This is a genomic window from Chthoniobacter flavus Ellin428 (assembly GCF_000173075.1).
Classification (GTDB): Bacteria; Verrucomicrobiota; Verrucomicrobiia; order Chthoniobacterales; family Chthoniobacteraceae; genus Chthoniobacter; species Chthoniobacter flavus.
Genome location: NZ_ABVL01000003.1, coordinates 395868 through 421811, shown reverse-complemented (window position 1 = coordinate 421811; position 25944 = coordinate 395868). Strand labels below are relative to the sequence as shown.

The 25944-nt window shown below is 60.6% G+C and carries 22 protein-coding genes and 1 pseudogene; 14 read left to right on the top strand and 9 right to left on the bottom strand.

What is annotated here, in order from left to right:
- Positions 1–11: 11 nt before the first annotated feature.
- The 6 genes and pseudogenes from kdpF (at position 12) to CFE428DRAFT_RS07225 (ending at position 7885) form a co-directional block, all read left to right on the top strand.
- Positions 12–95, top strand: coding sequence for a K(+)-transporting ATPase subunit F (gene kdpF / locus CFE428DRAFT_RS40985; protein ID WP_064736158.1), 84 nt, complete (start codon positions 12–14; stop codon positions 93–95).
- A 12-nt stretch (positions 96–107) separates the two neighbouring features.
- The gene (kdpA, locus tag CFE428DRAFT_RS07245; RefSeq protein ID WP_006978841.1) at positions 108–1934 is read left to right on the top strand and encodes a potassium-transporting ATPase subunit KdpA; all 1827 of its coding nucleotides are present in this window, start codon (positions 108–110) and stop codon (positions 1932–1934) included.
- Between the two features lie 31 nt (positions 1935–1965).
- Positions 1966–3992, top strand: a pseudogene (gene kdpB / locus CFE428DRAFT_RS07240) (potassium-transporting ATPase subunit KdpB).
- Positions 3993–3996: 4 nt separating this feature from the next.
- Positions 3997–4788, top strand: a complete 792-nt coding sequence (locus CFE428DRAFT_RS38790) for a potassium-transporting ATPase subunit C (RefSeq protein ID WP_006978839.1) — start codon at positions 3997–3999, stop codon at positions 4786–4788.
- A gap of 84 nt (positions 4789–4872) precedes the next feature.
- On the top strand, positions 4873–6000 hold the full coding sequence (locus CFE428DRAFT_RS07230) for a universal stress protein (RefSeq protein ID WP_006978838.1): 1128 nt from the start codon (positions 4873–4875) through the stop codon (positions 5998–6000).
- A gap of 82 nt (positions 6001–6082) precedes the next feature.
- The gene (locus CFE428DRAFT_RS07225; RefSeq protein WP_042724545.1) at positions 6083–7885 is read left to right on the top strand and encodes a chitobiase/beta-hexosaminidase C-terminal domain-containing protein; all 1803 of its coding nucleotides are present in this window, start codon (positions 6083–6085) and stop codon (positions 7883–7885) included.
- On the opposite strand, the gene CFE428DRAFT_RS35475 is transcribed toward CFE428DRAFT_RS07225, so the two are convergent.
- Positions 7825–8046, bottom strand: a complete 222-nt coding sequence (locus tag CFE428DRAFT_RS35475; RefSeq protein ID WP_006978836.1) for a hypothetical protein — start codon at positions 8044–8046, stop codon at positions 7825–7827. The two genes, CFE428DRAFT_RS07225 and CFE428DRAFT_RS35475, sit on opposite strands and share 61 nt — an antisense overlap.
- A 206-nt stretch (positions 8047–8252) precedes the next feature.
- Between CFE428DRAFT_RS35475 and CFE428DRAFT_RS07220 the strand changes: the two genes are divergently transcribed.
- Together CFE428DRAFT_RS07220 and CFE428DRAFT_RS07215 are read left to right on the top strand one after the other, a co-directional pair.
- Complete coding sequence (locus CFE428DRAFT_RS07220) at positions 8253–9413, top strand: serine hydrolase domain-containing protein (RefSeq protein WP_157447449.1); 1161 nt, start codon at positions 8253–8255, stop codon at positions 9411–9413.
- 15 nt (positions 9414–9428) lie between these two features.
- Entirely contained in the window at positions 9429–11081 is a 1653-nt protein-coding gene (locus CFE428DRAFT_RS07215; RefSeq protein WP_006978834.1) for an L-lactate permease, read from the top strand.
- Here the strand turns inward: CFE428DRAFT_RS07215 and CFE428DRAFT_RS07210 are convergent.
- The 3 genes from CFE428DRAFT_RS07210 to prmC all read right to left on the bottom strand — a co-directional run bounded on the left by CFE428DRAFT_RS07210 (position 11059) and on the right by prmC (position 14295).
- Positions 11059–12051, bottom strand: coding sequence for a hypothetical protein (locus CFE428DRAFT_RS07210; RefSeq protein ID WP_131989895.1), 993 nt, complete (start codon positions 12049–12051; stop codon positions 11059–11061). The genes CFE428DRAFT_RS07215 and CFE428DRAFT_RS07210 overlap by 23 nt on opposite strands.
- Before the next feature lie 164 nt (positions 12052–12215).
- Positions 12216–13475 (bottom strand): UDP-N-acetylglucosamine 1-carboxyvinyltransferase, encoded by a 1260-nt coding sequence (gene murA / locus CFE428DRAFT_RS07205; protein ID WP_006978832.1) that lies wholly within the window; start codon positions 13473–13475, stop codon positions 12216–12218.
- Positions 13468–14295: a peptide chain release factor N(5)-glutamine methyltransferase gene (gene prmC / locus CFE428DRAFT_RS07200; RefSeq protein ID WP_006978831.1), complete on the bottom strand. Its 828-nt coding sequence runs from the start codon at positions 14293–14295 to the stop codon at positions 13468–13470. Before prmC ends, murA begins: the two co-directional genes overlap by 8 nt.
- 260 nt (positions 14296–14555) lie before the next feature.
- On the opposite strand from prmC, the gene CFE428DRAFT_RS33195 reads away from it, so the two are divergent.
- On the top strand, positions 14556–17024 hold the full coding sequence (locus CFE428DRAFT_RS33195; protein WP_006978830.1) for an NHL repeat-containing protein: 2469 nt from the start codon (positions 14556–14558) through the stop codon (positions 17022–17024).
- Between the two features lie 7 nt (positions 17025–17031).
- Here CFE428DRAFT_RS33195 and CFE428DRAFT_RS07190 read toward each other — a convergent pair whose 3' ends face one another.
- Positions 17032–17676 (bottom strand): START domain-containing protein, encoded by a 645-nt coding sequence (locus CFE428DRAFT_RS07190; RefSeq protein WP_157447448.1) that lies wholly within the window; start codon positions 17674–17676, stop codon positions 17032–17034.
- A 135-nt stretch (positions 17677–17811) separates the two neighbouring features.
- Here CFE428DRAFT_RS07190 and CFE428DRAFT_RS07185 point away from each other — a divergent pair, with 135 nt between their 5' ends.
- The 3 genes from CFE428DRAFT_RS07185 (at position 17812) to CFE428DRAFT_RS07175 (ending at position 20010) form a co-directional block, all read left to right on the top strand.
- Positions 17812–18846: a sensor histidine kinase gene (locus CFE428DRAFT_RS07185; protein ID WP_006978828.1), complete on the top strand. Its 1035-nt coding sequence runs from the start codon at positions 17812–17814 to the stop codon at positions 18844–18846.
- Entirely contained in the window at positions 18830–19507 is a 678-nt protein-coding gene (locus CFE428DRAFT_RS07180) for a response regulator transcription factor (protein WP_006978827.1), read from the top strand. The genes CFE428DRAFT_RS07185 and CFE428DRAFT_RS07180 overlap by 17 nt, the downstream gene beginning before the upstream one ends.
- Before the next feature lie 92 nt (positions 19508–19599).
- On the top strand, positions 19600–20010 hold the full coding sequence (locus tag CFE428DRAFT_RS07175; RefSeq protein ID WP_420196874.1) for a type II secretion system protein: 411 nt from the start codon (positions 19600–19602) through the stop codon (positions 20008–20010).
- 131 nt (positions 20011–20141) lie between these two features.
- On the opposite strand, the gene CFE428DRAFT_RS07170 is transcribed toward CFE428DRAFT_RS07175, so the two are convergent.
- The 4 genes from CFE428DRAFT_RS07170 to rpmE form a co-directional block, all read right to left on the bottom strand.
- Positions 20142–20840, bottom strand: a complete 699-nt coding sequence (locus tag CFE428DRAFT_RS07170; protein ID WP_006978825.1) for a type II secretion system protein — start codon at positions 20838–20840, stop codon at positions 20142–20144.
- A gap of 171 nt (positions 20841–21011) precedes the next feature.
- Entirely contained in the window at positions 21012–21656 is a 645-nt protein-coding gene (locus tag CFE428DRAFT_RS07165; RefSeq protein WP_006978824.1) for a hypothetical protein, read from the bottom strand.
- Between the two features lie 212 nt (positions 21657–21868).
- Positions 21869–22951: a peptide chain release factor 1 gene (prfA, locus tag CFE428DRAFT_RS07160; protein ID WP_006978823.1), complete on the bottom strand. Its 1083-nt coding sequence runs from the start codon at positions 22949–22951 to the stop codon at positions 21869–21871.
- Between the two features lie 188 nt (positions 22952–23139).
- The gene (rpmE, locus tag CFE428DRAFT_RS07155) at positions 23140–23361 is read right to left on the bottom strand and encodes a 50S ribosomal protein L31 (RefSeq protein WP_006978822.1); all 222 of its coding nucleotides are present in this window, start codon (positions 23359–23361) and stop codon (positions 23140–23142) included.
- Positions 23362–23428: 67 nt separating this feature from the next.
- Here rpmE and CFE428DRAFT_RS07150 point away from each other — a divergent pair, with 67 nt between their 5' ends.
- Together CFE428DRAFT_RS07150 and CFE428DRAFT_RS07145 are read left to right on the top strand one after the other, a co-directional pair.
- On the top strand, positions 23429–24844 hold the full coding sequence (locus CFE428DRAFT_RS07150; RefSeq protein ID WP_006978821.1) for a class I adenylate-forming enzyme family protein: 1416 nt from the start codon (positions 23429–23431) through the stop codon (positions 24842–24844).
- On the top strand, positions 24841–25782 hold the full coding sequence (locus tag CFE428DRAFT_RS07145; protein WP_006978820.1) for a histone deacetylase family protein: 942 nt from the start codon (positions 24841–24843) through the stop codon (positions 25780–25782). Before CFE428DRAFT_RS07150 ends, CFE428DRAFT_RS07145 begins: the two co-directional genes overlap by 4 nt.
- The last annotated feature ends 162 nt before the right edge of the window (positions 25783–25944 follow it).

Genomic DNA, 25944 nt, shown 5'->3' with positions numbered 1-25944 from the left:
CCGGTCACTTCATGGAAAACATCATCGTCGGAATCATCTCCCTCGGCCTGATCGTCTATCTGCTCTTCACGATCGTGCGCCCGGAAAAGTTTTAACGTATCATCGCAATGAATAGTTCTGATTGGTTTCAACTCCTTATCTATGTCGTCGCTCTTGTAGCGATCACCAAACCGTTCGGACTCTATCTGTGCAAGGTCCTGGACACGAACGGCAAGACCTTTCTCGATCCAGTATTCAAACCGCTGGAAAAGCTTACTTATGCGGTCCTTCGCGTAGATCCGAGGAAAGAGCACGACTGGAAACAGTACACGATCGCGATGCTGATGTTCAGCATGATCGGCATGCTCTTCACTTATGTGATTCTGCGCTTGCAGGCCATCCTGCCGTTGAATCCTCAGCACCAGGTGGCGGTCAGCGAACATCTCGCCTTCAATACGGCGGCCAGCTTTACCACGAACACGAACTGGCAGAGTTACGGCGGCGAAACGACGATGAGTTACCTCTCACAGATGGTGGCTCTGGCGTTTCATAACTTTGCCTCGGCGGCCGTCGGTATCGCCATCGCCGCGGTGGTCGTGCGCGGCATCGCCCGGCACTCGACGAAGATGCTCGGCAATTTCTGGGTAGACTTCACTCGTATCAGCTACTACCTGCTACTGCCGATCTGCATCGTTTACGCGGTGGTGTTGGTTTCGCAGGGCATGATCCAGAACTTCAAGCCGTACGACGCGGCCAGCATCGTCGAGCCTTTCACCACGCAAGTGCCGAAGGTGGACGCTAAGAACAACCCCGTGGTGGACGCGCAGGGACATCCGGTCCTCGTCAACCAGAAAGTGGACACGCAGAATATCGCTCAGGGTCCGATGGCGTCGCAGATCGCGATCAAGATGCTCGGCACCAATGGCGGTGGCTTTACGAACGCGAACGCTGCGCAGCCTTTCGAAAATCCGACTCCGCTTTCGAACTTCCTGCAGATGCTCTCGATCTTCGCGATCGGTAGTGGCCTGACTTACTACTATGGGCGCCAGGTGAAGCATCAGGGACATGGCTGGGCGGTGTGGGCTGCCATGATCACCTTGTTCCTGGCGGGAGTGTTGGTTTGCTGGCATTACGAGGCGGCGGGTAATTCGACCTTGACGGCGCTCGGTGTTGATCCGGCCGATGGGAATATGGAAGGCAAGGAAGTCCGCTTCGGAGTCTTCAATTCCGCGTTGTTCGCCACGATTACGACCGACGCGTCGTGCGGTGCGGTCAATGCGATGCATGACTCGTTCACTCCGCTCGGCGGACTGATTCCGCTCTTCAATATGCACCTGGGAGAGATCGTGATCGGCGGTGTCGGCGCCGGCCTCTATGGAATGATTGTCTTCGTCATCCTGGCGGTATTCATCGCGGGGCTGATGGTGGGGCGCACGCCGGAGTTCCTCGGCAAAAAGATCGAACCCTACGACGTCAAGATGGCCTCGATCGTCATCCTCGTGCTGGCCTGGTCCATCCTCGGCTTCTCCGGTTGGGCTTGCCTGAACAAGTGGGGCGCGCCGGATCCCGTGACCCATCAAATGACTGATGGCACCAATAACAACGGTCCGCACGGCTTCACCGAAATCCTCTATGCCTACAGCTCCGCGACGGCGAATAATGGTAGCGCATTTGCCGGTATCGGCGCGAATACGGCCTGGTACAATGTCACGCTCGCTTTCGCCATGCTCGTCGGCCGGTTTGCGATGATTGTTCCCATCATGGCTCTAGCTGGTTCGCTGGCCCGCAAGAAACTGGTGCCGGAAAGTGCCGGGACGTTCCCGGTATCCGGGCCGCTGTTCACAGTGCTCCTCATGGGGACGATCCTGATTGTCGGTGCGCTGAACTTTTTCCCGGCGCTGACCCTCGGTCCGATCGTCGAGCACTTCCTGATGCACGTCGGCAAACTCTACTGAGCGCACTCGCTCACTTTCATTATTCACTAAAATGGCTGCTAAATCTCATTCCATCTTCGATCCGGCGATTGTCATGCCGGCCATCGTCGAATCGTTCAAAAAGCTGAACCCAGTGACCCTGGCGAGAAACCCGGTGATGTTTGTTACCGAAGTCGGCGCGGTTGTGACGACAGTGCTCCTCTTCGTGGGTGACAAAGGAGCGCCGTTCGGGTTCCTGCTGCAGATCACGCTGTGGCTGTGGTTCACCGTGCTCTTCGCTAATTTCGCCGAAGCCATGGCGGAGGGGCGGGGCAAAGCCCAGGCGGATTCGCTGCGCAACGCGCGGACCCAGACCTTTGCCAACCGCATCAAGAACGGTTCCACGGAAAAGGTGACCTCGGAGCAATTGCGCAAGGATGATGTCGTCGTGGTGACTGCCGGGGAATTCATTCCCGGTGACGGCGAGATCATCGAGGGTGCCGCGACCGTGGACGAATCCGCGATCACTGGCGAATCCGCGCCCGTAGTGCGCGAAGCCGGTGGCGATCGCAGCGCGGTGACCGGTGGAACCCGGGTCCTGTCGGATAAGATCAAGATTCGCATCACATCGAACCCGGGCGAGACCTTCCTCGACCGTATGATCGGACTCGTCGAAGGCGCCAAGCGGCAGAAGACGCCGAATGAAATCGCGCTGACCATCCTGCTTTCGGCGCTGACGATCATCTTCCTCGTGGTGCTGATTGCGCTCAAGGGCTACGGCCTTTATCAGAGTGTCGACTTTCCGATCACGGTGCTGGTCGCGTTGCTTGTCTGCCTGATTCCGACGACGATCGGTGGCTTGCTCAGTGCCATCGGTATCGCGGGCATCGACCGTTTGGTGCAGAAGAATGTGCTCGCGATGAGCGGTCGTGCCGTGGAAGCGGCGGGCGACGTCGACGTGCTGCTCCTCGACAAGACGGGCACGATCACGCTCGGTAACCGGCAGGCGGTGCAATTCATCCCGGCGCCCGGTGTCACCGAGCGTCAACTCGCCGAGGCGGCGCAACTCGCCTCCCTGGCCGACGAAACTCCGGAAGGCCGCAGCATCGTGGTGCTGGCGAAGCAGAAGCACGGGCTACGCGGTGTGGAATTGCACGAGATGCCAGAGGCGAAGTTTGTGCCTTTCACCGCGCAGACGCGGATGAGCGGCCTCGATGTGAACGGCACAAATTATCGCAAGGGTGCGGCTGGATCGATTCGCACCTGGCTCGGCCAGTTGCCCAAGGAAGTGGAGGCCGAGGTCGATGCGATTTCCAGCAACGGCGGCACGCCGCTGGTGGTGGCGACCAAGCAGAAAGCGCTCGGGGTCATCTATCTCAAGGATATCGTCAAAGGTGGTCTCTCCGAGCGTTTCGAGCGCTTCCGCGCCATTGGCATTCGCACGGTGATGATCACCGGCGATAACAAGCTCACGGCTGCGGCCATTGCCAGGGAAGCGGGCGTCGACGACTTCCTCGCCGAGGCCAAGCCCGAGGACAAATTGGCGCTCATTCGCAACGAACAAGCCGGCGGCCGCATGGTGGCGATGACCGGTGACGGCACGAACGACGCTCCGGCACTGGCCCAGGCAGACGTCGGCGTGGCGATGAATACCGGCACGCAGGCCGCCAAGGAAGCGGGTAACATGGTCGACCTCGATTCCAACCCGACCAAGTTGCTCGAGATCGTCGAGATCGGAAAGCAACTGCTGATTACGCGGGGGCGCGCTGACGACCTTCAGCATCTCCAACGACGTGGCCAAGTATTTCGCCATCATCCCGGCGATGTTGCTCGGCACCTTCCCGCAGATTGCGCCGCTGAACATCATGCACCTCGCCTCGTCGACGAGTGCGATCCTCAGCGCAGTGATCTTCAACGCGGGTGATCATCATCGCGTTGATCCCGCTGGCGCTCAAAGGCGTGAAATTCCGCCCCGCTCGGCCGCGGCGAAGATCCTGCAGCCGCAACCTGCTTCTTTACGGTGTCGGCGGGCGTCATCGGTCCCCGTTCGTTGGCATCAAGGCCATCGACATCGTTATCTCGGCTCTCCATCTCGCCTAATTTTATGAATACGATCGTTAAAGACACGCTTACCTCCATCCTCGCTACTATCGTCTTCGCATTGGTCCTTTGCGGACTCTATCCGTTGGTCGTTTGGGGCGCCGGACAGTTGCTCTTCCCGCACCAGGCGAACGGCAGCCTGATCGAAAGCGCCGATCGCAAGATCATCGGCTCTTCGTGGCTCGGGCAGCCGTTTGCCTCAGACAAATACTTCATCCCGCGGCCTTCCGCGGCTGGCACCGGTTATGACGCGGCCAATTCCAGCGGCAGCAATCTCGGACCGACCAGCAAGAAGCTGATCAACGGGACGACGAAAACAACCGCGGTGATGGCCAGGGACGGCGGCGCCATTACGCCAGGCCCCGACGTCGTCGACTACGATGGCATCAAGCTGCGCATCATCGGCTACTGCGACCAGAACGGGCTCGCGTATCAATTGCTGCAGGAGGGCAAGGAAGTTGACCCGAAGACTTACAAGACGGCGAAAGGCGACTGGGACCAGGTCAAGCTGATCACGGCCTTCAACGATGACAACCAGCCGCTGACGGTGAAATCCAGCGTGCCGATTCCGGGGGATGCGGTGACTTCTTCGGCCAGCGGCCTGGACCCGCACATCAGCGTCAAGAATGCCATGCTGCAGTTGCCGCGGGTGGCCAAGACGCGTTCGCTGACCGAAGGCAAGGTGCGCGATTTGGTGCGGGAAAACACCGACGGCCCCAGTCTTGGCTTCCTCGGCGACGCCGGGGTGAACGTCCTGAAACTCAACCTCGCCCTCGACAAGCTGGCCGCGAAATGAAGGGCATCGCTTCCTACTGCGGTTGGTTCGTCGTTGCGAGAACGATGGAGGGAAGGCTAATCATTCACCGTTCCTGCTAAGCCCATGCTCGAAGCCGATCCTGCTGCTAAAACCCGTGCGGATGATTTCCTGGCAATCATCCGCAAGCAGCAGGCCGGCAAGCTGAAGATCTACCTCGGCCCGTGTCCCGGGGTGGGGAAGACGTATTCCATGCTCGTGGAGGGGAACCGTCTGAAGAAGGGTGGGGTCGATGTGGTGGTCGGCTACGTCGAGCCCCACGAACGACCCGAGACCAGCGCGCAGATCGGCGACCTCGAGATCATTCCGCCGCGGCTCACGACTTATCACGGCATCGCGCTCAAGGAGATGGATGTCGATGCGGTGATCGCGCGGCGCCCTACTGTCGCGCTGGTTGATGAACTGGCGCACACCAATGCGCCTGATAGCAAAAACCGCAAGCGCTACGAGGATGTGGAAGACCTGCTGCGTGCGGGGATCAACGTTATTAGCACGGTCAACATCCAGCACCTGGAATCGCTCTATAACTTCGTCGAGGAAACCACCGGCGTGCGCGTGAAGGAGCGGGTGCCGGATGAAATCCTGACGAAGGCCGACCAGATCGTGAATATCGATCTGCCGGCGGAGGATTTGCAGGAGCGGCTGCAGGCGGGGAAGATCTATCCGAAGGAGCGCATCGAGGCGGCGCTGGCCAATTTCTTCACGCAGAAGAATCTCACGCGGTTGCGGGAGATGACGCTGACGGAAACGGCCAACTTCCTCGATCGCAAACAGCGCGATGCCGAGAACGACCAAAATGTGAGCGCTCTCGGTCAGGTCATGGTGGCGATCAGCAGCCAGGGCCCCGACCCGGGCCGGCTGCTGCGGAAGACGGCGCGCCTGGCGGCGCAGCTCAATGCGCAGTGGTACGCGGTGTATGTCCGCACGCCGTCGGAATCCGCGGTGCGCATCGATGCCGAAACGCAGCGCCGGGTGAATGATACGCTGGAGACCGCGCAAAAGATGGGCGGCCTGGTTTTTTCCATGAAAGGCGAGAGCGTGGCCAAGGCGCTGGTGTCGTTCGCGCGGGAGTACGGCATCACACACATCGTCGTCGGACGTCCCGGTCCGAAGCGGCTCCGACAATACTTCCAGTCCTCGCTGCACGAGGTGCTCCTGCAGGAATTGCCGGACGTGGACCTGGTGGTGGTCTGAGAAGTCGGGACTGGCGTTGTGCACGGAGCCGCGCAAGAAATGAAATGTGTCTCCGTTTCGTTTCCCTCTTGCCATTGCCCTGTTGATTTCCGCGTTCCCGCTGCGCGCGGCGGAGGTGATTCCGCCGATCGGTGCTCCGGTGTGTAATCACGTGCGCTTTTACCCCGCGCCTTCCCGCGAGCAAAACATGGTGGGTGGAAAATTCAACGGGTCCAATGTCTCGGCGACGGAGGGGTTTCATGTCATCGCGGAGATCAAGGAAACCCCGCGGACCGGGGAGTGGACCGACCTCGTTTTCCCGAATAACAAGCTGTATCGCTGGTTGCGCTACGATGCCCCGCCGGGATCGCATGGCAGCCTGGGCGAGCTCGAGTTTTATTCCGGTGCGCGCAAGTTGGATGGGTTTCGTTACGGGACGATTGGCGACTTGAATGGACGCGGCTGGCGCTATGCGTTCGACGGCGACCCGCGGACATGGGTCGAGATGGAAGATCCCGATGGACAATACGCGGGCCTCGATCTTTACGAACAGGCCACGGCGAGGACGCCGAAGTTTCTCCCGCCGCCGGGAGGAGTGGACCCGCCTCTGACGGTGGAACTCAACGAACTGACTCCGTATGCGACGGTGCGCTATACGTTCGACGGTTCCATACCGACCGCGACCACGGGCGAGGTGTTCAAGAAGCCGTTCAAACTCGACAAGACGACGACGGTCGTTGCCGCCGCTTTTGTCGAAGGCTGGGCAGCCAGTCCGCCACTCATCGGCACATATTTGATCGGCGATGATATCAAGCCGGGCCTGAGCACCCTGCACCTCGGCAATACGCTGACCGACATCACCGCGCAGTTTCCGATGTATGCGCGCACGGCCGGCCGCGAGCATCGCTATCGCACCTTCACCATTCCCAACGCGGCGACGAATCTCCTGTGGAGCGAGCACGCTCAAGGGCGCAAGAGAGAGTGGGAGGTGAATTTGAAAGTCCTTTCACGGATCGACGACGTGACCCTGCAGCCGCGAAACTTCCACATCGAGGAAGAGGCGGAGAATGATCGGCAGTTCATTGAACTCATCCGCGCCCACACGCCCGACGTGCAACCGTGGCTGATGGTGGAATGGGTGGAACGGGAGCGCGGGCGCCCCAGCGACAAGGGCGTGGTGCCGAGCACCGAGATGAAGAAAGTCTTTCCCGCGCTGACCTGGGAAGAATCGATGGCGGCGATGTTGCTCTACGTCGAGGACGTGCAGAAGGTGGTCGCGGCGAAGGACAAGGGTGAGAAACCGGTACGCGTGTTGCCGACCAGCCTGGCGATGGGGTGGATTCACAGCCAGATCGAGCACGGTCAATTTCCCGGAGCGAAGACCACGGATTTCTATCCGCTGCTTTTTCGTGACGGCGTGCACCCGAATCCCAATGGCGCCTATCTCGTGGATCTCACCTGGTATGCGGCCTTCTATCGTGAATCCCCTGAGGGCAAGATGCTGCCGGTCGGAACGAATCTGACTCCGGAACAAATCACCGCGATGCAGAAACTCGCGTGGGACGTCATCCAAAATTATCCGGATTGCGGCCTCTACGAGGAAGGAAAGACACCGGTGGAAAAACCGGAGTTTTCGCCGACCGCACGGGCGATCAAGGAAGTCACCCCGATCACGCTGTCGTCTGCCACGCCGGGCGCCTGGTTTCGTTACACGCTGGATGGGACCACGCCGACCCGCACGAATGGTTATGTCTATTGCGGGGTGATCAGCGTGCGTCCCGGAATGACCGTCAAAGCGGTCGCTTACAAGAGCGGCATGGCGGATAGCGAGGTGACGGATGCCTCTTATATCGTCGATGCGCCCGTCACGCCACCGAGACGACCGGCACCGAAGTTACCGCAATAGCTGCGCTGCGAGGCGTTGCGAAGCTGCGGATAAGTCAGCGTGAATTTGCCGAGGCTGCCGGCGTCGATGTCCAGGCCGTCGTCCCCGAGGTGCATCTCGGCAGCGGCAGTGGAAAACGAAATGGCGAGTGACAGAGCGAGGAGGAGGAACAAGCGGCACATAGGAGAGCGGATGAAAAAATGGGCAATTACCGGCGATGAGGATTTTCGAGTTTTCCGATGTGAACTACGAAGATCACGCCGTGAGGCGCTTGCTACGGAATTACGTAAAGATTCACCGCTTTTCGCCTGCGGCGCCGTTAACAGACAAAGAAATGCCGCGCTGGCGGCTTTTGCTCCGTGCCCTTACCATTTTCCCGATCGCTCTCATGTCGATTTTATCCCGCTCCATTTTTACCTGCGCGTTGGTGGCCACGCTGCCGCTTTCTTTATTGGCGCAGGAGTCCGGCCCGAAACCCATCGCGGCTAAATTGCAACCCTTCGTGGACAATCACGTCCTCGCGGGCGCAGTGACCCTTGTCGCGACGCGTGACAAGGTGCTCGATTTGGAGACCGTCGGCTATGCGGACGTGGCGGCGAAGAAATCGATGGAGCCGGATTCGTTATTTTGGATCGCGTCGATGTCGAAACCGATTACCGTCGCGGCGCTGATGATGTTGGTGGACGAGGGGAAGGTGAAGGTCGACGATCCGGTGGAGAAGTATCTTCCGGAGTTCAAAGGGCAGATGGTCGTCGCCGAGCACGACGACAACCACACGCTGCTGCGCAAGCCGAAACATCCGATCCTCGTTCGGAACATCCTCAGCCACACGAGCGGGCTGTCGTTCAAATCGCCGATTGAACAACCGACGCTCGATCTCTTTCCGCTGGCCACGCGGGTGCGTAGCTATGCCTCGTATCCGCTGATGTTCGAGCCGGATAGCAAATATCAATACAGCAATGCGGGCATTAACACCGCGGGACGAATCATCGAAGTAGTTTCCGGGCAGAAGTACGAAGACTTTCTGGAGAATCGTTTGTTCAAACCCCTGGGCATGAAGGACACGACCTTCTGGCCGAATGCGGAGCAGATCGCGCGCATTGCCAAATCATACAAGGGGACCAAGGACAAATCGAACATCGAGGAAGTGCAGGTCGACCAGCTCAAGTATCCGCTCGACGATCATCAGAACCGTTTCCCGATGCCGGCGGGCGGCCTCTTCTCCACCGCGGAGGACATCGGACGCTTTGGCCAGATGCTCCTGCGGGGCGGCGAATATGGCGGCAAACGCTATCTCTCGGAGGCGGCGGTGAAGCAAATGACCAGCCGCCAGACACCCGCAGCGCTGAAGGAAAGCTACGGTTTCGGCTACGCAGTCAATGGCGCGACCTTCGGCCACGGGGGGGCCTACAGCACGAATATCTCCGTTGATCCGCAGATGGGCCTGGTGCTCGTCTTCATGGTGCAAAACGCCGGCTGGCGGAACGATGACGGAAAGAAAATTCTGCCGGCTTTCAACGCCACGGCGGTCAAGGTCTTCGGAAAATAGAGACGGCAGTCGCGCATGGCACTCTGGTCTCAAAATTACGACCCGTTCGGTAACATCGTCCTCTCGACGATGGTGGCGTCGATTCCGATCGTCATCCTGCTCGGGATGATTGCGCTGCTGCACATTCGCATTCATATCGCGGCCGCCGTCGGCCTGATCGCCGCGCTCGCGATCTCGGTCGGCGTCTGCCATATGCCAGGGGATATTGCCGCAGCCGCGACGATCTACGGCGCGGCCTACGGGCTCTTCCCGATCGGCTGGATCATTCTCAACGTCATCTTCCTCTACCAGCTCACCGTGCAACGCGGGCTGTTCGATGTGGTGCGCGACAGCCTGGCCCGCGTGGCGCCGGATGCGCGGATTCAACTCATCCTCATCGCGTTCGCTTTTGGCGCCTTCGTCGAGGGCATGGCGGGCTTCGGCACGCCGGTGGCGATCACCGCGGCTATTCTCATTCAGCTTGGATTCCGGCCATTGCACGCCTCGGGCCTGGCGCTCATTGCGAATACGGCGCCGGTGGCCTTTGGCTCGCTCGGTATTCCGATCACCACGCTGGCCCAGGTCTCGGGGCTCGATGTGTATCACCTCTCGGCGATGATCGGGCGGCAGTTGCCGTTCTTTTCCCTGGTGATTCCGTTTTGGATCATCGTGGCCTTTGATGGATGGCGTGGAATTCGCGCGGTGTGGCCGGCGGCGCTCACGGCGGGATTGGCCTTCGCGATACCACAGTTCCTCGTCTCGAATTTCCACGGTCCCTGGCTGGTGGATATCATTGCCGGCGTCTCAGCCATCGTGGCGACGATCCTCCTGCTGCGCGTCTGGCAGCCGAAGGAAATCATGCGTCTGGAACGACCGGCGGCGGTCGAGGGTGTTACTATCGTGGATAGCGGGCCGCTCACTCCGAAGCGCGTTGCCTTCGCCTGGATGCCGTGGGTGGTGCTGACGATCTTCATTCTCTGTTGGGGTCTGCCAGTGGTGCAGAAGAAGCTGGATACCGTTGCTGCGCCGAAGTTCGAGGTGCCGCACCTGCACCTCCGCGTGCAGCACATGCCGCCGGTCGCTCCGCCCAATGCGGAGCCGGAAAAGGCGATCTTCAAATTCAATTACCTCTCCGCCACGGGCAGCGGCATTTTGCTCGCGGCCATCGTCGCTGGATTCGCCATGGGCTTCACGCCGGTCGCGATGCTGCGCGCCTACGGACACACCTTCTGGCGGGTGCGCTTTTCGCTGCTGACCATCGCGGCCATGCTGTCGCTCGGGTATGTGACGAAATATGCGGGCACGGATGCCACGCTCGGCATTGCCCTGGCGCATACGGGTGTGGCCTATCCGTTCTTCGGCACGTTGCTCGGCTGGTTGGGCGTGGCGCTCACCGGCTCCGATACCGCTTCGAATGTGCTCTTTGGCGGCCTGCAAAAAATCACCGCGCAACAGCTTCACCTCAGCCCCGTGCTCATGGGGGCGGCGAACAGTGCGGGTGGGGTGATGGGCAAGATGGTCGACGCGCAAAGCATCGTGGTGGCCAGCACCGCGACGAACTGGTACGGCCACGAAGATTCCATCCTGCGCTACGTCTTCTGGCACAGCCTCGCTCTGGCCACGCTCATGGGCATCTTCGTCTATCTTCAGGCCTACGTCGCGCCGTTTACTTCGATGGTGGTGAAGTAGGCGTCGCCGCGGCGATCGTGGCGTAGTGTTTTTGCAAACGCTCGATCGCGGCCAGGGACGCGGCGTCGTTGGCGCGTTCGTGGTAGTAGAGAAGCGCGAGGCTGATCTCGCCGACGTTCACCTGCTTTTCCGGGCCCATGATCATCTTGCTGTGCGAGAAAAAGCCCGGCTTGCCATCGGCCAGCACCGTGCCGTCTGCGCGGATGTGCGTGAGTTCCCATTGGATGCCCTTGGCGAACGGTTCCTCGAGGTGAATGTCCGGCACGTTCAACATGATCTCCTGCAGCCGCACGAGGCTCGCCGCTTCGTAGCCGCTGCCGGTACCGTTCTTTTCCAGAAAAGCCCCATCGCTGGCGCGGAACGTCTTCATCGCGGTATCCAGAAAGCCGTGGCCGTATTTGATGAGCGCCGGGTCATCGAGCAATCGACCGCAAAACAAGTAAGCCTGCGCTTCCGAGAGCAGCCGGTCGGGAATGGCGCGATCTTCAAACAGCAGGCGGCTGCGCTGTTTGTTCATCCAGTGCATGGCTTTGGCCAGCGCCGGCTTGAGTGCTTCGATGCGATCCTTGAAATGGGCGGCGAGTGGCGATTGCTGAATAACGAGGACGCTGCGGGTGAATTCGCCAAGCCAGACCGCCGCGCTCATCGGATCGCCGCCGAAATCGCCGGCCTTGGTCTGCTTCGCGAAAGTGCTGTCCACAATAAACCAGCACTCGTCCGCGATCTCCCGGTCGCCATGGGCCGCGGCGACGGCGAGCTTCATCATCGTGCCGAGTTGGAAGGGGGCGCTGGGGTCCGCCACTTCGGGGTAGACGCTGGAGTAGTGAAGTAACTCCACCGGCATGTGCTGCAGAATGGCGGCGTGGCCAGAGGCCTTGGGCGGTGGTTGTTGCTCCGGGGCCGCATGCGTCATGGAAACCGCCGCCGAGAACAGAACGCCGCAACGAGTCCAGCAGGGGAGGGACGACATGGCGATACCATGGCTGCAAATACGCGCGGCGACAGGTCTTTTTTTGACCGAAGGGGGAAGGGGAACCGAGGCGTCGCGTTGGGCTCAGTCCGGAGAACGAATCGCTCTTAATCTTAATCTTAATCTCTCCGGGAGGGGATTAAGATTAAGAAACCCGCAGGCCCCTAAGCCTTCACCCGCTCGATGTGCGCGCCGAGGCCGTTGAGCTTTTCGTCGATGAGCTCGTAGCCGCGGTCGATGTGGTAGACGCGGTTGACTTCGGTGACGCCTTCGCTGTGCAGGCCGGCGAGGACGAGCGCGGCGCTGGCGCGCAGGTCGCTGGCCATCACGGGCGCACCGCTCAAACGCTCGACGCCCTTGATGATCGCCATCGGACCGTTGAGCGAAATGTCCGCGCCCATGCGCTTCATCTCCGAGACGTGCATGTAGCGCTGCGGGAAAATGGTTTCCGTGATGACGGAAATCCCCGGTGTTTTCGCCAGCAGCGCGCACATCTGCGCCTGCATGTCGGTGGGGAAGCCGGGATATGGCTCGGTGGTGAGTTCGAGTGGCTTCGGCGCGCCATTGGGCGAGATGGTGACGGTGTCGCCATCCGTCTTGAGGACGAAACCGGCCCGGCTGAGAGCTTCCGTCACGGAAGACAGGTGCGCCGGGTCGACGCGCTTGAGCGTGATGCCTTTGCCGGCGATGGCCCCGGCGACGAGAAACGTACCGGCTTCGATGCGATCGGGAATGACCGAGTGCTCCGCGCCGTGCAATTCCTTCACCCCTTCGATGACAATGCGGCGCGTGCCGGCGCCTTCGATCTTCGCGCCCATTTTGATCAGGAAGTTCGCGAGGTCTTCCACCTCGGGTTCGGCGGCGGCGCTGTCGATCACCGTCACGCCCTCGGCGAGGACGGCGGCCATCATCACGTTATCCGTGCCGAGGACCGTGGGCCCGAGCTTGCCGCGAAGGTGCATGGAGCTGCCCTTGAGCTCACCGGCGAAAACTTTGACATTGCCGTTCTCGATACGGTGCATCGCGCCCAGCGCTTCGAAGCCCTTGAGGTGCAGGTCAATCGGGCGATCGCCAATGACGCAACCGCCGGGCAACGAGACGGTCGCTTCCTTTTCGCGGCCGAGCAGCGGACCGAGCACGCAGACCGAAGCGCGCATTTTGCGGACGATTTCGTAGGGCGCCTCGGTCCGGATATTCTCCGCCTGCACGGTGACCACGCCGCTGGCGCGTTCCACCTGCGCACCGAGGTGCGAAAGGATCTGCAACATGTAATGGATATCGCTCAGGTCCGGCACGTGATGAATCACGCAGGGTTCCTTCGTGAGCAACGTCGCGGCGAGAATCGGAAGCGCGGAGTTTTTCGAGCCGCTGATTTTGACGCTGCCGCTGAGGCTCGCGCCACCGTGAACGAGGATTTTATCCATAGGTTGCGAAGATGAATCGGTCTTTGCCTTGGTAGTCTGTTTGTGGACGGATGTCTTGGAAATTGTGCGCCGCGAGCAGTTCGGTGAGCGGGTCGGCTTGATCGTGGCCGATTTCGAGGGCGAGCCGGCCGCGGAGATGTTGCGCCGCCTGCGGGATGAAACGGCGGAAAACCTCGAGCCCATCCGGACCGCCATCGAGGGCGGAGAGGGGATCGTGCCGGACTTCGCGGGTCAGGGTGGCGATCTCGTCGCGGGCGATGTAGGGCAGATTGGCCACGATGAGGTCGTATTCGCCGGTCACGCTGGCGAGCAGGTCGCTGGCGAGGAATTGCACGCGCCCGGCCAACTCCAGACGGGCGGCATTTTCGCGCGCCAGCGCAAGGGCGTCGGGCGAAAGATCGACCGCTTCGACCTGGGCCTCCGGCCAGGCGGTGGCGAGGGTGAGCGCGATGACGCCGCTGCCCGTGCCGATATCGAGCACGCGCTTCGCGGCGCCGCCGGCGAGGACGAGTTCGCAGAGCTGCTCGGTCTCCGGTCGGGGAACAAGGCCGCGTTTGTCGCAGAGAAAACTGCGGCCGTGAAATTCCGCCGTGCCGAGGAGGTGCTGGAGCGGTTCGCCCGCCGCGCGACGTTTCACCAGCGCACGGAGCGGTTCGAGCTCGGGCTCGCTGAGCGGCCGGTCGAACTCCAGGTAGAGCTCCATGCGTTTCTTCCCGAGGACGTGGGCGAGGAGGTGCTCGATATTCAGCCGCGGGCTTTCGATGCCGCTTTTTTGGAAATAAGCGGTCGTGGCCTGGATCACTTCGAGCACGGTTTTCATGAGCGCGCTCTTGGTAGCCTCAGGTGCGCGAGCGTGCAAACCCTGTTCCTTTGCCACGATGGCGTCACGGAGCTGCCATATTTGCTTGTCGCCGAGTGGTGCCGCGGGTATTGCCTGCCTGAATTTACGTAGGGAAGGACCGTCTTTCTACTAGTATGGGATGAGACGGAGCTTCGCCAACGGAAACGCCCAGCCAGCCTACTCATTTTTTACCCAACGCCATGTCCCGTCACGGTTTCCGCGTTCCAGTCAACCCTCTCATGATCTTCCTGCCGTCCTTCCTTCGCTGCCGTGGGGCTTTTTTGCTGGCTCTGATTCCGTTTTTGACGCTGTCGGTGCGCGCGCAGCAGACCTTCTCGAATTTCCAGGCGGCGAGTGTCGTGGTGGGACAGACGGATTTTACCAGCCAGGACACCACGGCTTCACCGTCGGTCACGCCGGGCCCGAGCGAAGTGGCCCTCGGGCCGGCAGGCCAGATGGCGGTGAGCGACCAGAGCGTGGGGCGCGTACTGATTTGGAACACAGTGCCGACGACCAATGGCGTGCCGGCGGACTTGGTCATCGGCAAGCCCGACTTTGTCACGACCAGTTCCGGGGTTACGAGTTCACTGATGTCCAGCTGCGAAGGCGTCGTCTTTACCAGCGATGGCAAGCTCATCGTCTGCGACTATGGCAACAACCGCGTGCTGATCTGGAATACCGTGCCGACGAGCAGTGGCCAGGCGGCGAACGTGGTCATCGGGCAGAGCGATTTTGTGTCGAATGGGGCGGGTGTGGCGGCGGACAAAATGGCGGGGCCGCGGGGGGTATTGGTGACGCCATCCGGGCAATTGATCGTCACAGATTACAACAACAATCGCGTGTTGATCTTCAATTCCATCCCGACGACGAGCGGCGCTTCCGCGGACCTGGTCATCGGGCAGGGCACTCTGGGTACGGCGACCTTCGGCAGTGGGGCTGATCAGATGTTCTCGCCGGTAGGGTGCGCGCTCGCTTCGGATGGAAAATTGCTCATCGCGGATTCCTCCAATAACCGCGTTTTGATCTTCAACTCGGTGCCCACCGCCAACGATGCCTCGGCTGACTTGGTCATTGGCCAGACGGCGTTTGGTTCCGGGGGTTCCGGCACGACTTCGAGCACTTTCATCAACCCGATCGGAGTGGCTCTTTCTCCCACAGGGCAATTGTCCGTCTCCGATTTCGGCAACAACCGCGTGTTGATTTTCAATTCCGTGCCCACGGCCGATGGCGCGGCGGCAGATGTGGTGCTCGGTCAGCCGGATTTCGTGAGCAATACCGCCTTCAACGGCGGTACGACGGCGAGTTCCATGCAATCCGCATTCCCGTCTGCCTTCACCGCGGATGGCCGCCTGCTCGTGCCGGGGCGTGATATGTCGCGAGTGATGATCTTTGGCACGCCGGCCGTGGTGCCCAGTGTCACGACTCTGGCCGCGACCGCGGTGGTGCCTACCGGCGGGTTGCTCAATAGCTCGGTCAATCCCAATGGCTTCAGCACCGACGTGCATTTCGACTACTCGACCGACCCGGGCCTGGCCGGCGCGACTTCGACCTCCACGCAAAATATCGGCAACGGCCCCTCCGCAGTGTCGGTGAATGCCGCGCTTACCGGTCTGGCTCCGAAGACGACTTACTACTTCCGCGTGATCGCGACGAATGTCGCCGGGACGACGACGGGCAGCATTCTGAGCTTTTATACCGGGGTGCTTGGCTGGGATAGCGGCAACGGTGCAAGCGCGTCGGGTGGAACGCTGGATGCCTCACTCATTCCCACGACCGGCACGCAGACGTTTACCGACGTGAATGGCCAGAGCTTTTATGTCGTCGTCACCACATCGAATTTGAACGCCGACGGGACGGCTTCTTATTTCGGCGATCCCGGTTGGTGGTTTGAGGGCGGTGGGCCCAGCTCCGGCTACGGCTCGGTGACGTTCCAGTTCTTCAATTCGCTCAACAATCAACCCTACGCGGTGTCTGGAATCGACCTGCGCCTGCTCGATGCGGAGGTCAACGAGCGCTTCCGCGATTTTGGCTACTGGGATGCGAACAACAACTTCGTCAGCGTGGGCTATGGCACCGGCCTGCTCACGTTCAGCAATACGCCGATCTATCACGCCACCGACAATAGCTACGAAAACAACGCGGCGGCGGAGCCGGGCGATCAGGAAGGCAAATGGATCGAGCTCAATCTCTCGAACATTGCCGTCACGGGCTTTACCTTGGAAGCGCATCGCCAGACCGCCAGCGCAGGCAGCGTGATCATGGGTGACATCATCTCGCCTTGGGCCGCGTGGCGGACGCAGTATTTCGGGCCGGCACCGTTCCCGGCGAGTGCGGATGATTTTGCCGATCCGGACGGAGACGGTGTGACCAACGTGCTCGAATACTTCTACGGCACCGATCCGACAGTGCCGGATTCACCGAACCCGCTGCAGATGACCCTGGTTGCAAACCGCGTGACGCTGACCTTTCCGCGGAATACCGCGGCGACCGATACCACGGCCACCGTGCAGGGCGCGGACGCCGCCGGAGGGCCGTGGACGGATCTCGCGCGCAGCGTCAACGGCGCACCTTTCACCGCGTTGGTCGCCGGTGTCCCGGTCTCCGAAAGTGGTTCGGGGGCGATTGTGTCGGTGACGGTAGGCGATGAATTCCTGATCACCGACCCCGGTCACGCGATGCGCTACCTGCGCTTGCAGGTGGTGCATTAAAGAGCCGCTACGGCTTGCCTTCGTATTTCGGCAGCTTGCACTGCTTGCGGACGGCTTCGAAGAGCTTGGGAATGGCCGTCTTGTTGGCGCTATTCAGCAGGAAGTTCGGGATGCCGCCGCCGGAGTCGGAGTAAATGGTGTAAGTCGCCCTGGTCCTGCCGCCAGCGCAGGGTTCGAGCAGCCAGGATCCCCGGGTGATTTTCACCCGCGTGACGCCCTTGATTTCCGCCGGTCCCAGCTCATTCGCCGCTTCCCAGCGATTGCAGTAGCTCATCCCGCCTGCGCAGGCCTTGCTCTCGCAGCGCACCCGCACGGTATAATCGCGATCGCCCACGATGGGAGGCGAGATACGCTGATATCCCACGTGGCCATCCGTCGTGTGCGCCAGGGTTCGGGTCTCGATGACGTAAGGCATGAACTGCGGATAATCCGCCGTATCGTCCAGGACGCGCTTTACCACGATCGGCTCCGCGTCGATAATGCCGACCGCCTTGCACTCCCGGATCGACGAGCCCTCGTGCGGGCGGGTGAAGACCGTGACATCCGCGGTCTGGTGAGCGATCGTCCAACCATCCGTTCCCTCACCCGCACGGGCGGAGAGCAAAGTGGTCGTAAGGAAGAGGGCCAGACAGAGCAGAACGCGGAAGCGCATGGCGGAATAGGACATGAACCACTGTAGGAGGCAATGCCGATCATGCGAGGCCCGGTTGGAGACTGGCTTGATTCCGGTTCCGAATCGGGGCACACAAAGCTGTGGCCCAATGGAGCGTAGCTCATCCCGCCTATCATGAAAAAGCGACTGCTGGACTTCCTCGCGAAGCAACCGAAATCCTGGCTGTGGATGGAAACGATCATCCTCGCCCTGGCAGTCGGATTCCTGGACTACGCGACGGGCTACGAGGTCAGCGTGGTGCTCTTCTATTCCCTGCCGATTCTGCTGATGGTGTGGTTTGGGGACCGGGCCTCGTCGGTTTTCGTCGCGCTATTGTGCGCCATCATCTGGTGGTGGGCGGATGAAGCTTCCGGGCACCCGTATGAGCAAGGCTGGCACCAAGTCTGGGAGACGGCGGTACGTCTCGGCTACTTCCTGTTTTTCGTGGTCACGGGCACGGCGGTGAAATCGCGGATCAAACTGCTCGAGCATTCCCGGCAGTTGGAACAGGAGATCATCCGCATCAGCGAGCGCGAGCAGCGGCGCATCGGGCAGGACCTGCACGATGGCCTCTGCCAGTATTATGCGGCGGTGGGTTGCGCGGCGGGTTCGTTGAAGTTGAATCTCGAGAAACAGGGTTCGCCGGCGGCGCAGTCTGCGGCGGAAATCGAGGAACTGATTTTGAAAGGCGTCGGCGAGGCGCGCAGCCTGGCGCGAGGGCTCTCGCCGGTGGAAAACGAAGAGCGCGGGTTGCAGTTCGCCTTGGAAGATCTGGTGCACACCATCACCAAGTTGCAGAGCATCGATTGCCACTTCATTTGCACGTCCCCGGTTTCCGTCTTCGACAACAATCGCGCCAACCACCTCTTCCGCATCGCGCAGGAGGCGATCAACAATGCCACCCGCCACGGTAAAGCGAGCGTCGTCGGCGTGCGCCTGAGCTGTGAGCACGGGATCGTTCAGCTCACCATCGAGGACAATGGCTGCGGCATTCCCCAGCCCTTGCCCTCTTCGAGAGGAATGGGCTTGAATATCATGCAGTACCGCGCGCGGATGATTGACGGACAACTGGAGGTTGCACCGCGTCCGGAAGGTGGCACCATCGTAACTTGTTCCTTTCACCAGCTAAATCCTCATAAGCCAGCCCATGATCATGGAATCCTCCGATAAAAAGACCAAAGTTCTTCTGGTCGAAGACCACGCCATGTTCCGGGAGCGGCTGGCCCATCTCATTTCCCACGACTTCGACATGTCGATCTGCGGGGAGACCGACAATATTCGCGATGCCATGGACCTCGTCCGCACTGCGCAGCCGGATCTCGCCCTCGTGGATATCACGCTCAAGGGTTCGAGCGGCCTGGAGTTCTTGAAGGATCTGAAGGCCCAGGGGCTGCGTGTCCCCGTGCTTATCCTCTCCATGCACGAGGAGATGCTCTATGCCGAGCGCGTGCTGGCCGCCGGCGCCAAGGGCTACATCACGAAACATGAAAACTCGCAGACTTTGCTCGGCGCCATGCAGCAGGTGCTGGCCGGCAAGGTCTACCTGAGCCCGCAGATGACCGATAGCCTGCTCAAGAAGATGAGCGGGCAGGATGTGAGCGTCTCGGCGATGAAGCGGCTCACCGACCGGGAGTTGGAGGTGTTCCAATTGATCGGCGCGGGCAAGACCACTCGCGAAATTGCGGAGATTCTCAATTTAGGAATGACGACGGTGGATACGTATCGGACGCGGATTAAGGAAAAACTAGGGCTTCGTAATGGAACGCAGCTCCAGCATTACGCATCCAATTGCGCCCAGCAGGGGTTATTTACTCTGGAAAAGCCGCTGTAAAACGTGCGTAATAACGCGTAGTGCCTGACGCTACGCCGGAAGTAAGAACTTCACGGCAGGCAAGGGCCGCGAGGTTGCTATAGTGGTGGGGTATATATGAAGCATCTTCAAGGTATACCTCCGCCTTTACGTTGGTCGAAATCATGGTCGTCGTGGCTATCATTGCGCTGCTGGCTTCCATAGCGGTCCCTAATTTCCTCCGCGCCCGCAAACGCTCCCAAGCCACCCGGATGCTCGAGGACTTACGCGTCATTGATTCGGCGATCGACCAGTACGCCATCGAAAATAACAAGTCCAGTGGCGCCACCGTATTGTGGGCCGATATCCAGAGCTACCTCAAGAAAGGCTCTGTGCTCTACAACTCCGGCGGCGCGGACCTGTTCGGCAATTTTTATAGCAGCGGCAGTTTCTCCGTCGATAACCTCCCGAAACTGAAGTCGGCCACTTTCCAAAAGCTATCTGACGTCGCTCCCAGCGACTTCTGGTCCCCTTACTACCCTTGATTGGGAAGGTGTAGTCAGTGATTCGGCCCGTCTGATTTTGGCCTGTGCGCTCGGGAAGGAACGCACAAGCTGGGTCGGCGGGCCGAATTCACGTACACAGGGGATGGTGAATGGCTCCGCGTTGAACCCTGCTATGGATAGATCGGCTGCCAGCGGCGCTTGCCTTCGTCGATCGAGGTGGAGTCGGAGAAATCCTTGTAAGAAATCGGCATCACGTGGCCGTCGGCGTAGAGCACGTCGATGAACGAGCGGTTGTTGTGGGTGCCGCGATAATCGGCGCGGTTGGTGGCTGGGGTGGGGACGGTGAGCACCGTTGGGGTACTCGCGTCCTTGGGGAAAAAGGTCACGGCGTTGGCGTTGCTCGTGTCGATATTGGGCGCCATCAGAATCAACTGCGAGGGCGATGAGAGTTTGGCCCAATTGCCATCGAAATCCGTTGGGCTGGAAGGTGTGGCGGAGCGATTGATGATATTGGCATTCACGCCGTAACTCATGATCGCCGGTGGCGTGGTCTTATCCGCGCGCGTGTCGAATGGCGAATGGAACACCTGGCGATTGGGCACGTATTGGAGCTGCAGCAGGCCAGGGGCGTAAAGCGTGGTGCCGGAGGGATCCTGTTGCGACGTGGTCGAAGAGTAGATCGTACCGTTGTTATCGTTGATGTAGATCAATGTGCCGACGCCGATCTGGTGCAGGTTGTTTCCGTCGGCAACGGCGCGCCCTCGCTCCAAGGCCTTTTGCAAGACGGGCAACAAGAGCCCGGCCAGAATGGCGATGATGGCGATGACGACGAGCAGTTCGATCAACGTGAAGGCAGCGAGCTTCTTCATAGGAGGGGGGAGAACCGAGTTGGCGGGAGTGTAATGCCGTTGCCTCCTGTTGTCGAGTAATGTGACAGGAGGTAACGGCTGCCATGGCATTTGAGAGACGGCCTAAAAGTCCGGCTCTGACTGCGGCGAGGGATGTCGCGCGCAGCAGAGCCGGTATGCCTAGCAAAGAAATCAGTAAGTGAACCGGAAGCCGGCGCGGGCGCTGAAATAGTTCAGGTCACCACGCGAACTATTGTCATCGGGGAAATAGCGGCTGCCGAGATAGGTCCAGCGACCATCCACGAAGATACCGACGCGGTGAGCCACGATTGGCAGGATGTGTTGGAAAAAGCGATACTCGAGCCCGGCACCGGCGTGAGCTTCGGCCCATTTGCGATCCCCAAAATCGCAACCACCGCCCACATAGACATAGGGCGCGAGATGGCAGGATTCGATGGGCCAGCGGAAGAAGAGGTTGCCGCCCACGTGGTCGCGATCGACGGTGTGGTTGGTGATACGGCCACGATTCGTGTCCGGGCTTTCATGGCCGTACGAGCCGTAATATTCCGCGCCGATGCCGATGTTACGAGTGAAGAAGTAGTTGATTTCGCTGCCTTCACCCCAAGTATGTTCACGGAAAACACCGGCGTGGGTCGGCCCCTTGCCGACATTGTAGACGGCGAAGTCGCCCATCTGAAATTCGTGGTCCTTGAAGAGTGGCTCTTCGACGGTTTCCTTATTGGTCGCGGTGGTTTTGTAATCGACCATTTCGTGGCCGGCGAACGCCAGGGGAGACATGGCCACGGTAACGAGGATGAGGATCTGTGGGGCTTTCATGTTGGGTTTTGGGAGGGACTTTCCGGCCACCGATCCACGCGCAGACCTTCCGCGAATGAACCGGTTCGCAGCTTATTCGTGGCGAGGGCGGAAGCTGGATGGGCGAACTATGGGGGTTGAAACATCTCCCAAGCGCACAGTGAGAGGATGGCGCTCTCGCTGAAATTCAAGCGGCGCCTGCTGCAGTCTCGAAAACTCCGTGCGAAAGATGCTTAAATTCCGGCCTTTTGCGCTTCCGCGAGGCGCTCTTGCATGTCGGCGGCTTGCAGGCTGCCGATCATTTCATCGATGTTCCCCTCGATGAAACTATCCAGATTGTAGAGCGTGAGATTGATCCGGTGATCGGTCACGCGGTTCTGCGGAAAATTGTAGGTGCGGATCTTTTCGCTGCGGTCGCCGGTGCCGATCTGGCCCTTGCGTTGCGCGGCGTATTTCTCGGCTTCTTCGCGCTGCTTCACTTCGAGCAGGCGGGAGCGGAGAATGGTCAGCGCCTTTTCCTTGTTCTTCTGCTGGGAACGGCCGTCCTGGCAGCGTACGATCGTGCCGGTGGGAATGTGCATGACCTGGACCGCGGAGTCGGTCGTATTCACGCCCTGGCCACCGGGTCCGCCGGCCCGGCAGACTTCGATGCGGATTTCATCGGCCTTCAACTCGAGATCCACCTCCTCGGCTTCGGGCAGCACGGCCACGGTCGCGGTGCTGGTGTGAATGCGGCCCTGGGCTTCCGTGGCCGGGACGCGTTGCACGCGATGCACACCGCTCTCGTAACGGAGCGTGCGGAAGACCTGGTCGCCGGTGACCTTGAAGATCACTTCCTTCATCCCACCGAGTTCGCCGACGCTGGCCTCCAGCGGTTCGAGCTTGAAGCCGTGCGTCTCGGCAAAGCGGGTGTACATGCGATAGAGGTCGGCGGCAAAAAGCGCCGCTTCATCACCACCGGTGCCGCCGCGGATTTCGACAATGGCATCGCGATCTTCGTTCGGGTCGGGCGGGAGCAGCGCGAATTGCACCGCCGTCTCGGTATCGGCGATCCGCTTTTCCAGGTCGGGAATTTCCATGGCCGCCATCTCGGCCATTTCCTTGTCTTCCCCCTTGGCCAGGTCCTGGTTTTCGGTGAGCTGGGCGCGGGTCTTGTTCAGCGTCTCCCAATTGGCGAGCAACTCCTTGAGCCGGGTATGTTCGCGCAGGGTCTCACGCGCCTTGCGCGGGTCGTCGTAGAGATTCGAGGACGAAATCTCGGCTTCGAGTTCGCGAAAGCGTTCGGCCTTTTTTGAAATGAGGGGTGCAAAGTCCATGGTCGGAAAGTTTTAAGTGTTAAGTCTTAAGTTTTAAGGCTCCAGAACGGGAGCGGGTTCGAGAGCGGCAAATCGCTTAAAACTTAAAACTTAAACCTTAAAACTCCGGCTCCGTGCTGGACGGGCAAAACAAAACGGTGAAGATGCACGCGGCATCTTCACCGTTTCTAAAGTTTTCAGTTGGAGAGCTAAGCGCTCTTCTTGCGGCTCTGGGCGCCTGCGTACCGGCGCGAGAACTTCTCGATACGACCCGCGGTGTCGACGAACTTCTGCTCACCGGTGAAGAACGGATGGCAGGCCGCGCAGATACCGATCTTGAGATCGCGCTTGGTCGAACGGGTGTGGTAAACAGTGCCGCACGCGCAAGCGATAGCGGTCTCTTGGTAATCAGGATGAATATCTGCTTTCATGGCTCGGAAAAGGGAGTAGGAGACTACCTTGGAAACTCTGCTCCGCAACGAAAAACTCTGATTAATTTTGCTCGTCCCCACTTCTCCTGATAATCCGATCCTGACCGCCTGGCAGCAAACCCTGGCGCGTTGCGGACAACGGCCGGCGGTCTTTTCCCCGACCGGAGCGGTGGTGCGCACCTTCGTGGAGATTGGCCTGGAAGCCCTGAAAATCGCTCGTCTTTTCGACACTATTCCCTCGCACTCCGTCGTCGCGGTGCAGATCGGCAACAGTGAAATGTGGCCCGAAGTGGTGCTCGCTCTCTGGCGAAAGAAGCTGATCCCGCTACCTTTGGGCGAAATGACCCAGACCGAGCTGGCCTACGCGCTCGGCACCTGCCGCGCGGCGGCTTTGGTGACGAACCAAGGCGGGCCGCTGATCGTCCATCGCCGGCCGGTGCCCGATGACGCCCGGCGCTGGGTGGGGCCCACGCCCGAATTCCTGAAGCTCACCTCCGGAACGACGAGCGCCCCCCGGGCGGTGCGTTTCCGCTGCTGCCAGTTGCTCGCGGATTGCGAGAACATCTGCAAGACGATGGGATTCAGTGACGCGGACCTCAATTACGCCGTGATCCCGCTCTCGCACAGCTACGGTTTCAGCAATCTCATCACTCCGCTGATCGCGCGGGGCGTGCCGATGGTGGTGAGTCGCGACCGCATGCCGCGAGCGGTGCTGGAAGGCCTTCTCGTCACGAATGCCACGGTGTTTCCGGCGACGCCCTTTTTCTATCAGAAGCTGGGTGAACTCGAGCAGACGCCGGATTTGCCCGCGCTTCGCGTGTGTATCTCGGCTGGTGCGCCGCTCACGAAACGGGCGGGAAGCATGTTCAGCGTCAAGTTTGGGCGAAAGATTCACACCTTCTACGGTTCATCGGAGTGCGGCGGCATCGCCTACGATACCACGGAAGAGCCGAACTATGAGGACGGCTTTGTCGGCGCGCCGATGCAAGGAGTGGAGATTGATTTTCACGCGGAGCAGGGGGCGGGGCCGATCCAGGTGCGCAGCGAAGCCGTGGGCGACGGGTATTTCCCGGAGGACGATCGGGCGGTGTTGAGCGTGGGGCGTTTCGTGCCGGCGGATCTCGTGGAGCGCCGGGCGCGTGGTCTCTTCATCGTGGGACGCACTTCGGAGGTGATCAATGTGGCCGGGCGCAAGCTCAACCCGCACGAAGTGGAGGCCCGGCTGGCCGAATTTCCCGGGGTGAAACAGGCGGTCGTCTTCGGCGTGAAGTCGCCGCTGCGAGGCGAGGAGCCCGTGGCCTGTATCGCGGGGGATGACCTGGCGCGCGAGGCGATCCTGCGCTTTTGCCAGGAGAAGCTGAGCCCGTGGCAGGTGCCGCGCGATGTGTGGCTGGTGGGCGAGATTCCGACGAATGAACGCGGCAAGATCAGCCGCCGCACGCTGGCCGAGAGCTATCGTGCGCGACATTCCAATCTCTCATGACCGGTCTCTTCGCCGACGCCCGCTGCCAGGAACACGATCCCGGTCGTGGTCATCCGGAATCGCCGGCGCGTTTTGCGGCGGTGATGGAGCGGTTGAAGCAATCCGGCCTGTGGGAAAAGCTCACACCCATCGAGCCGCGCTCGGTGACGAGCGAGGATTTGGAACTGGTGCACGAGAGGGATTATCTCCGGCTCGCGGAGCGCGAAATCCGCGCGGGCGCTTCGCAGTTGAGCACGGGGGACACCTCGGTCTGCGAAGCTTCCTGGGATGCGGCCAGGCTCGCGGCCGGTGGCGCCATGGCGGCGGTGGATGCGGTGATGGAGGGCAAAGTGGCGAATGCTTTTTGCGCTGGGCGCCCGCCGGGGCATCACGCATCGACGGATCGGGGCATGGGTTTTTGCGTGCTGAACAACATCGCCATCGCCGCCCGGCACGCGCAGCGGCGGCACGGCATCGAGCGCGTGCTCATTGTCGATTGGGACGTGCATCACGGCAACGGCACGCAGGATATCTTCTACGAAGACGGCTCGGTGTTTTTCTTCAGCACGCATCAATCGCCGTGGTATCCCGGCACCGGTCATGCCCGCGAGACGGGCGCAGGTGAGGGGAGGGGGACCACGCTGAATTGCCCGCTGCCCGGGGGCTCCGGCCACCGGGAGATTTTCGTCGCCTTTAACGAACAACTCCTGCCGGCGATGGAAAAGTTCCAGCCGCAATTCGTCCTGGTCTCGGCGGGATTCGATTCACGCGGCGGCGATCCCCTCGGTGATTTCCTGCTTACCGACGGTGATTTCGCCGATCTGACGAAAATCGTCCGCGGCATTGCCGATAAACACGCAAAGGGCCGCGTGGTCTCACTTCTGGAAGGTGGCTATAGCTTGAACGGGCTGGCCAATGCGGTGGTGGCGCATGTGAGGGAATTGATGACGGAAAGTTGAGAGTTGATGGTTGAGAGTTGAGAGTCCGCCGCCTTTCCGCTTCAAGGGGCGCTCCGCGCCGGAATAGATCGATCAACATCGCCGCGGAGCGGCCATTTCGGCGGCTACGCGGCGGACTCTCAACTCTCAACCATCAACTCTCAACTTTCCACTTCCCCCCAA

Coding starts and splice junctions, on each gene's coding strand:
- CFE428DRAFT_RS07180 (WP_006978827.1), top strand. CDS start 18,830: ATGGAATCCTCCGATAAAAAGACCAAAGTTCTTCTGGTCGAAGACCAC.
- CFE428DRAFT_RS35475 (WP_006978836.1), bottom strand. CDS start 8,046: ATGTGCCGCTTGTTCCTCCTCCTCGCTCTGTCACTCGCCATTTCGTTT.
- CFE428DRAFT_RS38790 (WP_006978839.1), top strand. CDS start 3,997: ATGAATACGATCGTTAAAGACACGCTTACCTCCATCCTCGCTACTATC.
- CFE428DRAFT_RS33195 (WP_006978830.1), top strand. CDS start 14,556: ATGATCTTCCTGCCGTCCTTCCTTCGCTGCCGTGGGGCTTTTTTGCTG.
- prfA (WP_006978823.1), bottom strand. CDS start 22,951: ATGGACTTTGCACCCCTCATTTCAAAAAAGGCCGAACGCTTTCGCGAA.
- murA (WP_006978832.1), bottom strand. CDS start 13,475: ATGGATAAAATCCTCGTTCACGGTGGCGCGAGCCTCAGCGGCAGCGTC.
- prmC (WP_006978831.1), bottom strand. CDS start 14,295: ATGAAAACCGTGCTCGAAGTGATCCAGGCCACGACCGCTTATTTCCAA.
- CFE428DRAFT_RS07145 (WP_006978820.1), top strand. CDS start 24,841: ATGACCGGTCTCTTCGCCGACGCCCGCTGCCAGGAACACGATCCCGGT.
- CFE428DRAFT_RS07220 (WP_157447449.1), top strand. CDS start 8,253: ATGTCGATTTTATCCCGCTCCATTTTTACCTGCGCGTTGGTGGCCACG.
- CFE428DRAFT_RS07165 (WP_006978824.1), bottom strand. CDS start 21,656: ATGAAAGCCCCACAGATCCTCATCCTCGTTACCGTGGCCATGTCTCCC.
- kdpA (WP_006978841.1), top strand. CDS start 108: ATGAATAGTTCTGATTGGTTTCAACTCCTTATCTATGTCGTCGCTCTT.
- CFE428DRAFT_RS07170 (WP_006978825.1), bottom strand. CDS start 20,840: ATGAAGAAGCTCGCTGCCTTCACGTTGATCGAACTGCTCGTCGTCATC.
- CFE428DRAFT_RS07210 (WP_131989895.1), bottom strand. CDS start 12,051: ATGTCGTCCCTCCCCTGCTGGACTCGTTGCGGCGTTCTGTTCTCGGCG.
- CFE428DRAFT_RS07190 (WP_157447448.1), bottom strand. CDS start 17,676: ATGCGCTTCCGCGTTCTGCTCTGTCTGGCCCTCTTCCTTACGACCACT.
- CFE428DRAFT_RS07230 (WP_006978838.1), top strand. CDS start 4,873: ATGCTCGAAGCCGATCCTGCTGCTAAAACCCGTGCGGATGATTTCCTG.
- CFE428DRAFT_RS07215 (WP_006978834.1), top strand. CDS start 9,429: ATGGCACTCTGGTCTCAAAATTACGACCCGTTCGGTAACATCGTCCTC.
- CFE428DRAFT_RS07185 (WP_006978828.1), top strand. CDS start 17,812: ATGAAAAAGCGACTGCTGGACTTCCTCGCGAAGCAACCGAAATCCTGG.
- rpmE (WP_006978822.1), bottom strand. CDS start 23,361: ATGAAAGCAGATATTCATCCTGATTACCAAGAGACCGCTATCGCTTGC.
- kdpF (WP_064736158.1), top strand. CDS start 12: ATGGAAAACATCATCGTCGGAATCATCTCCCTCGGCCTGATCGTCTAT.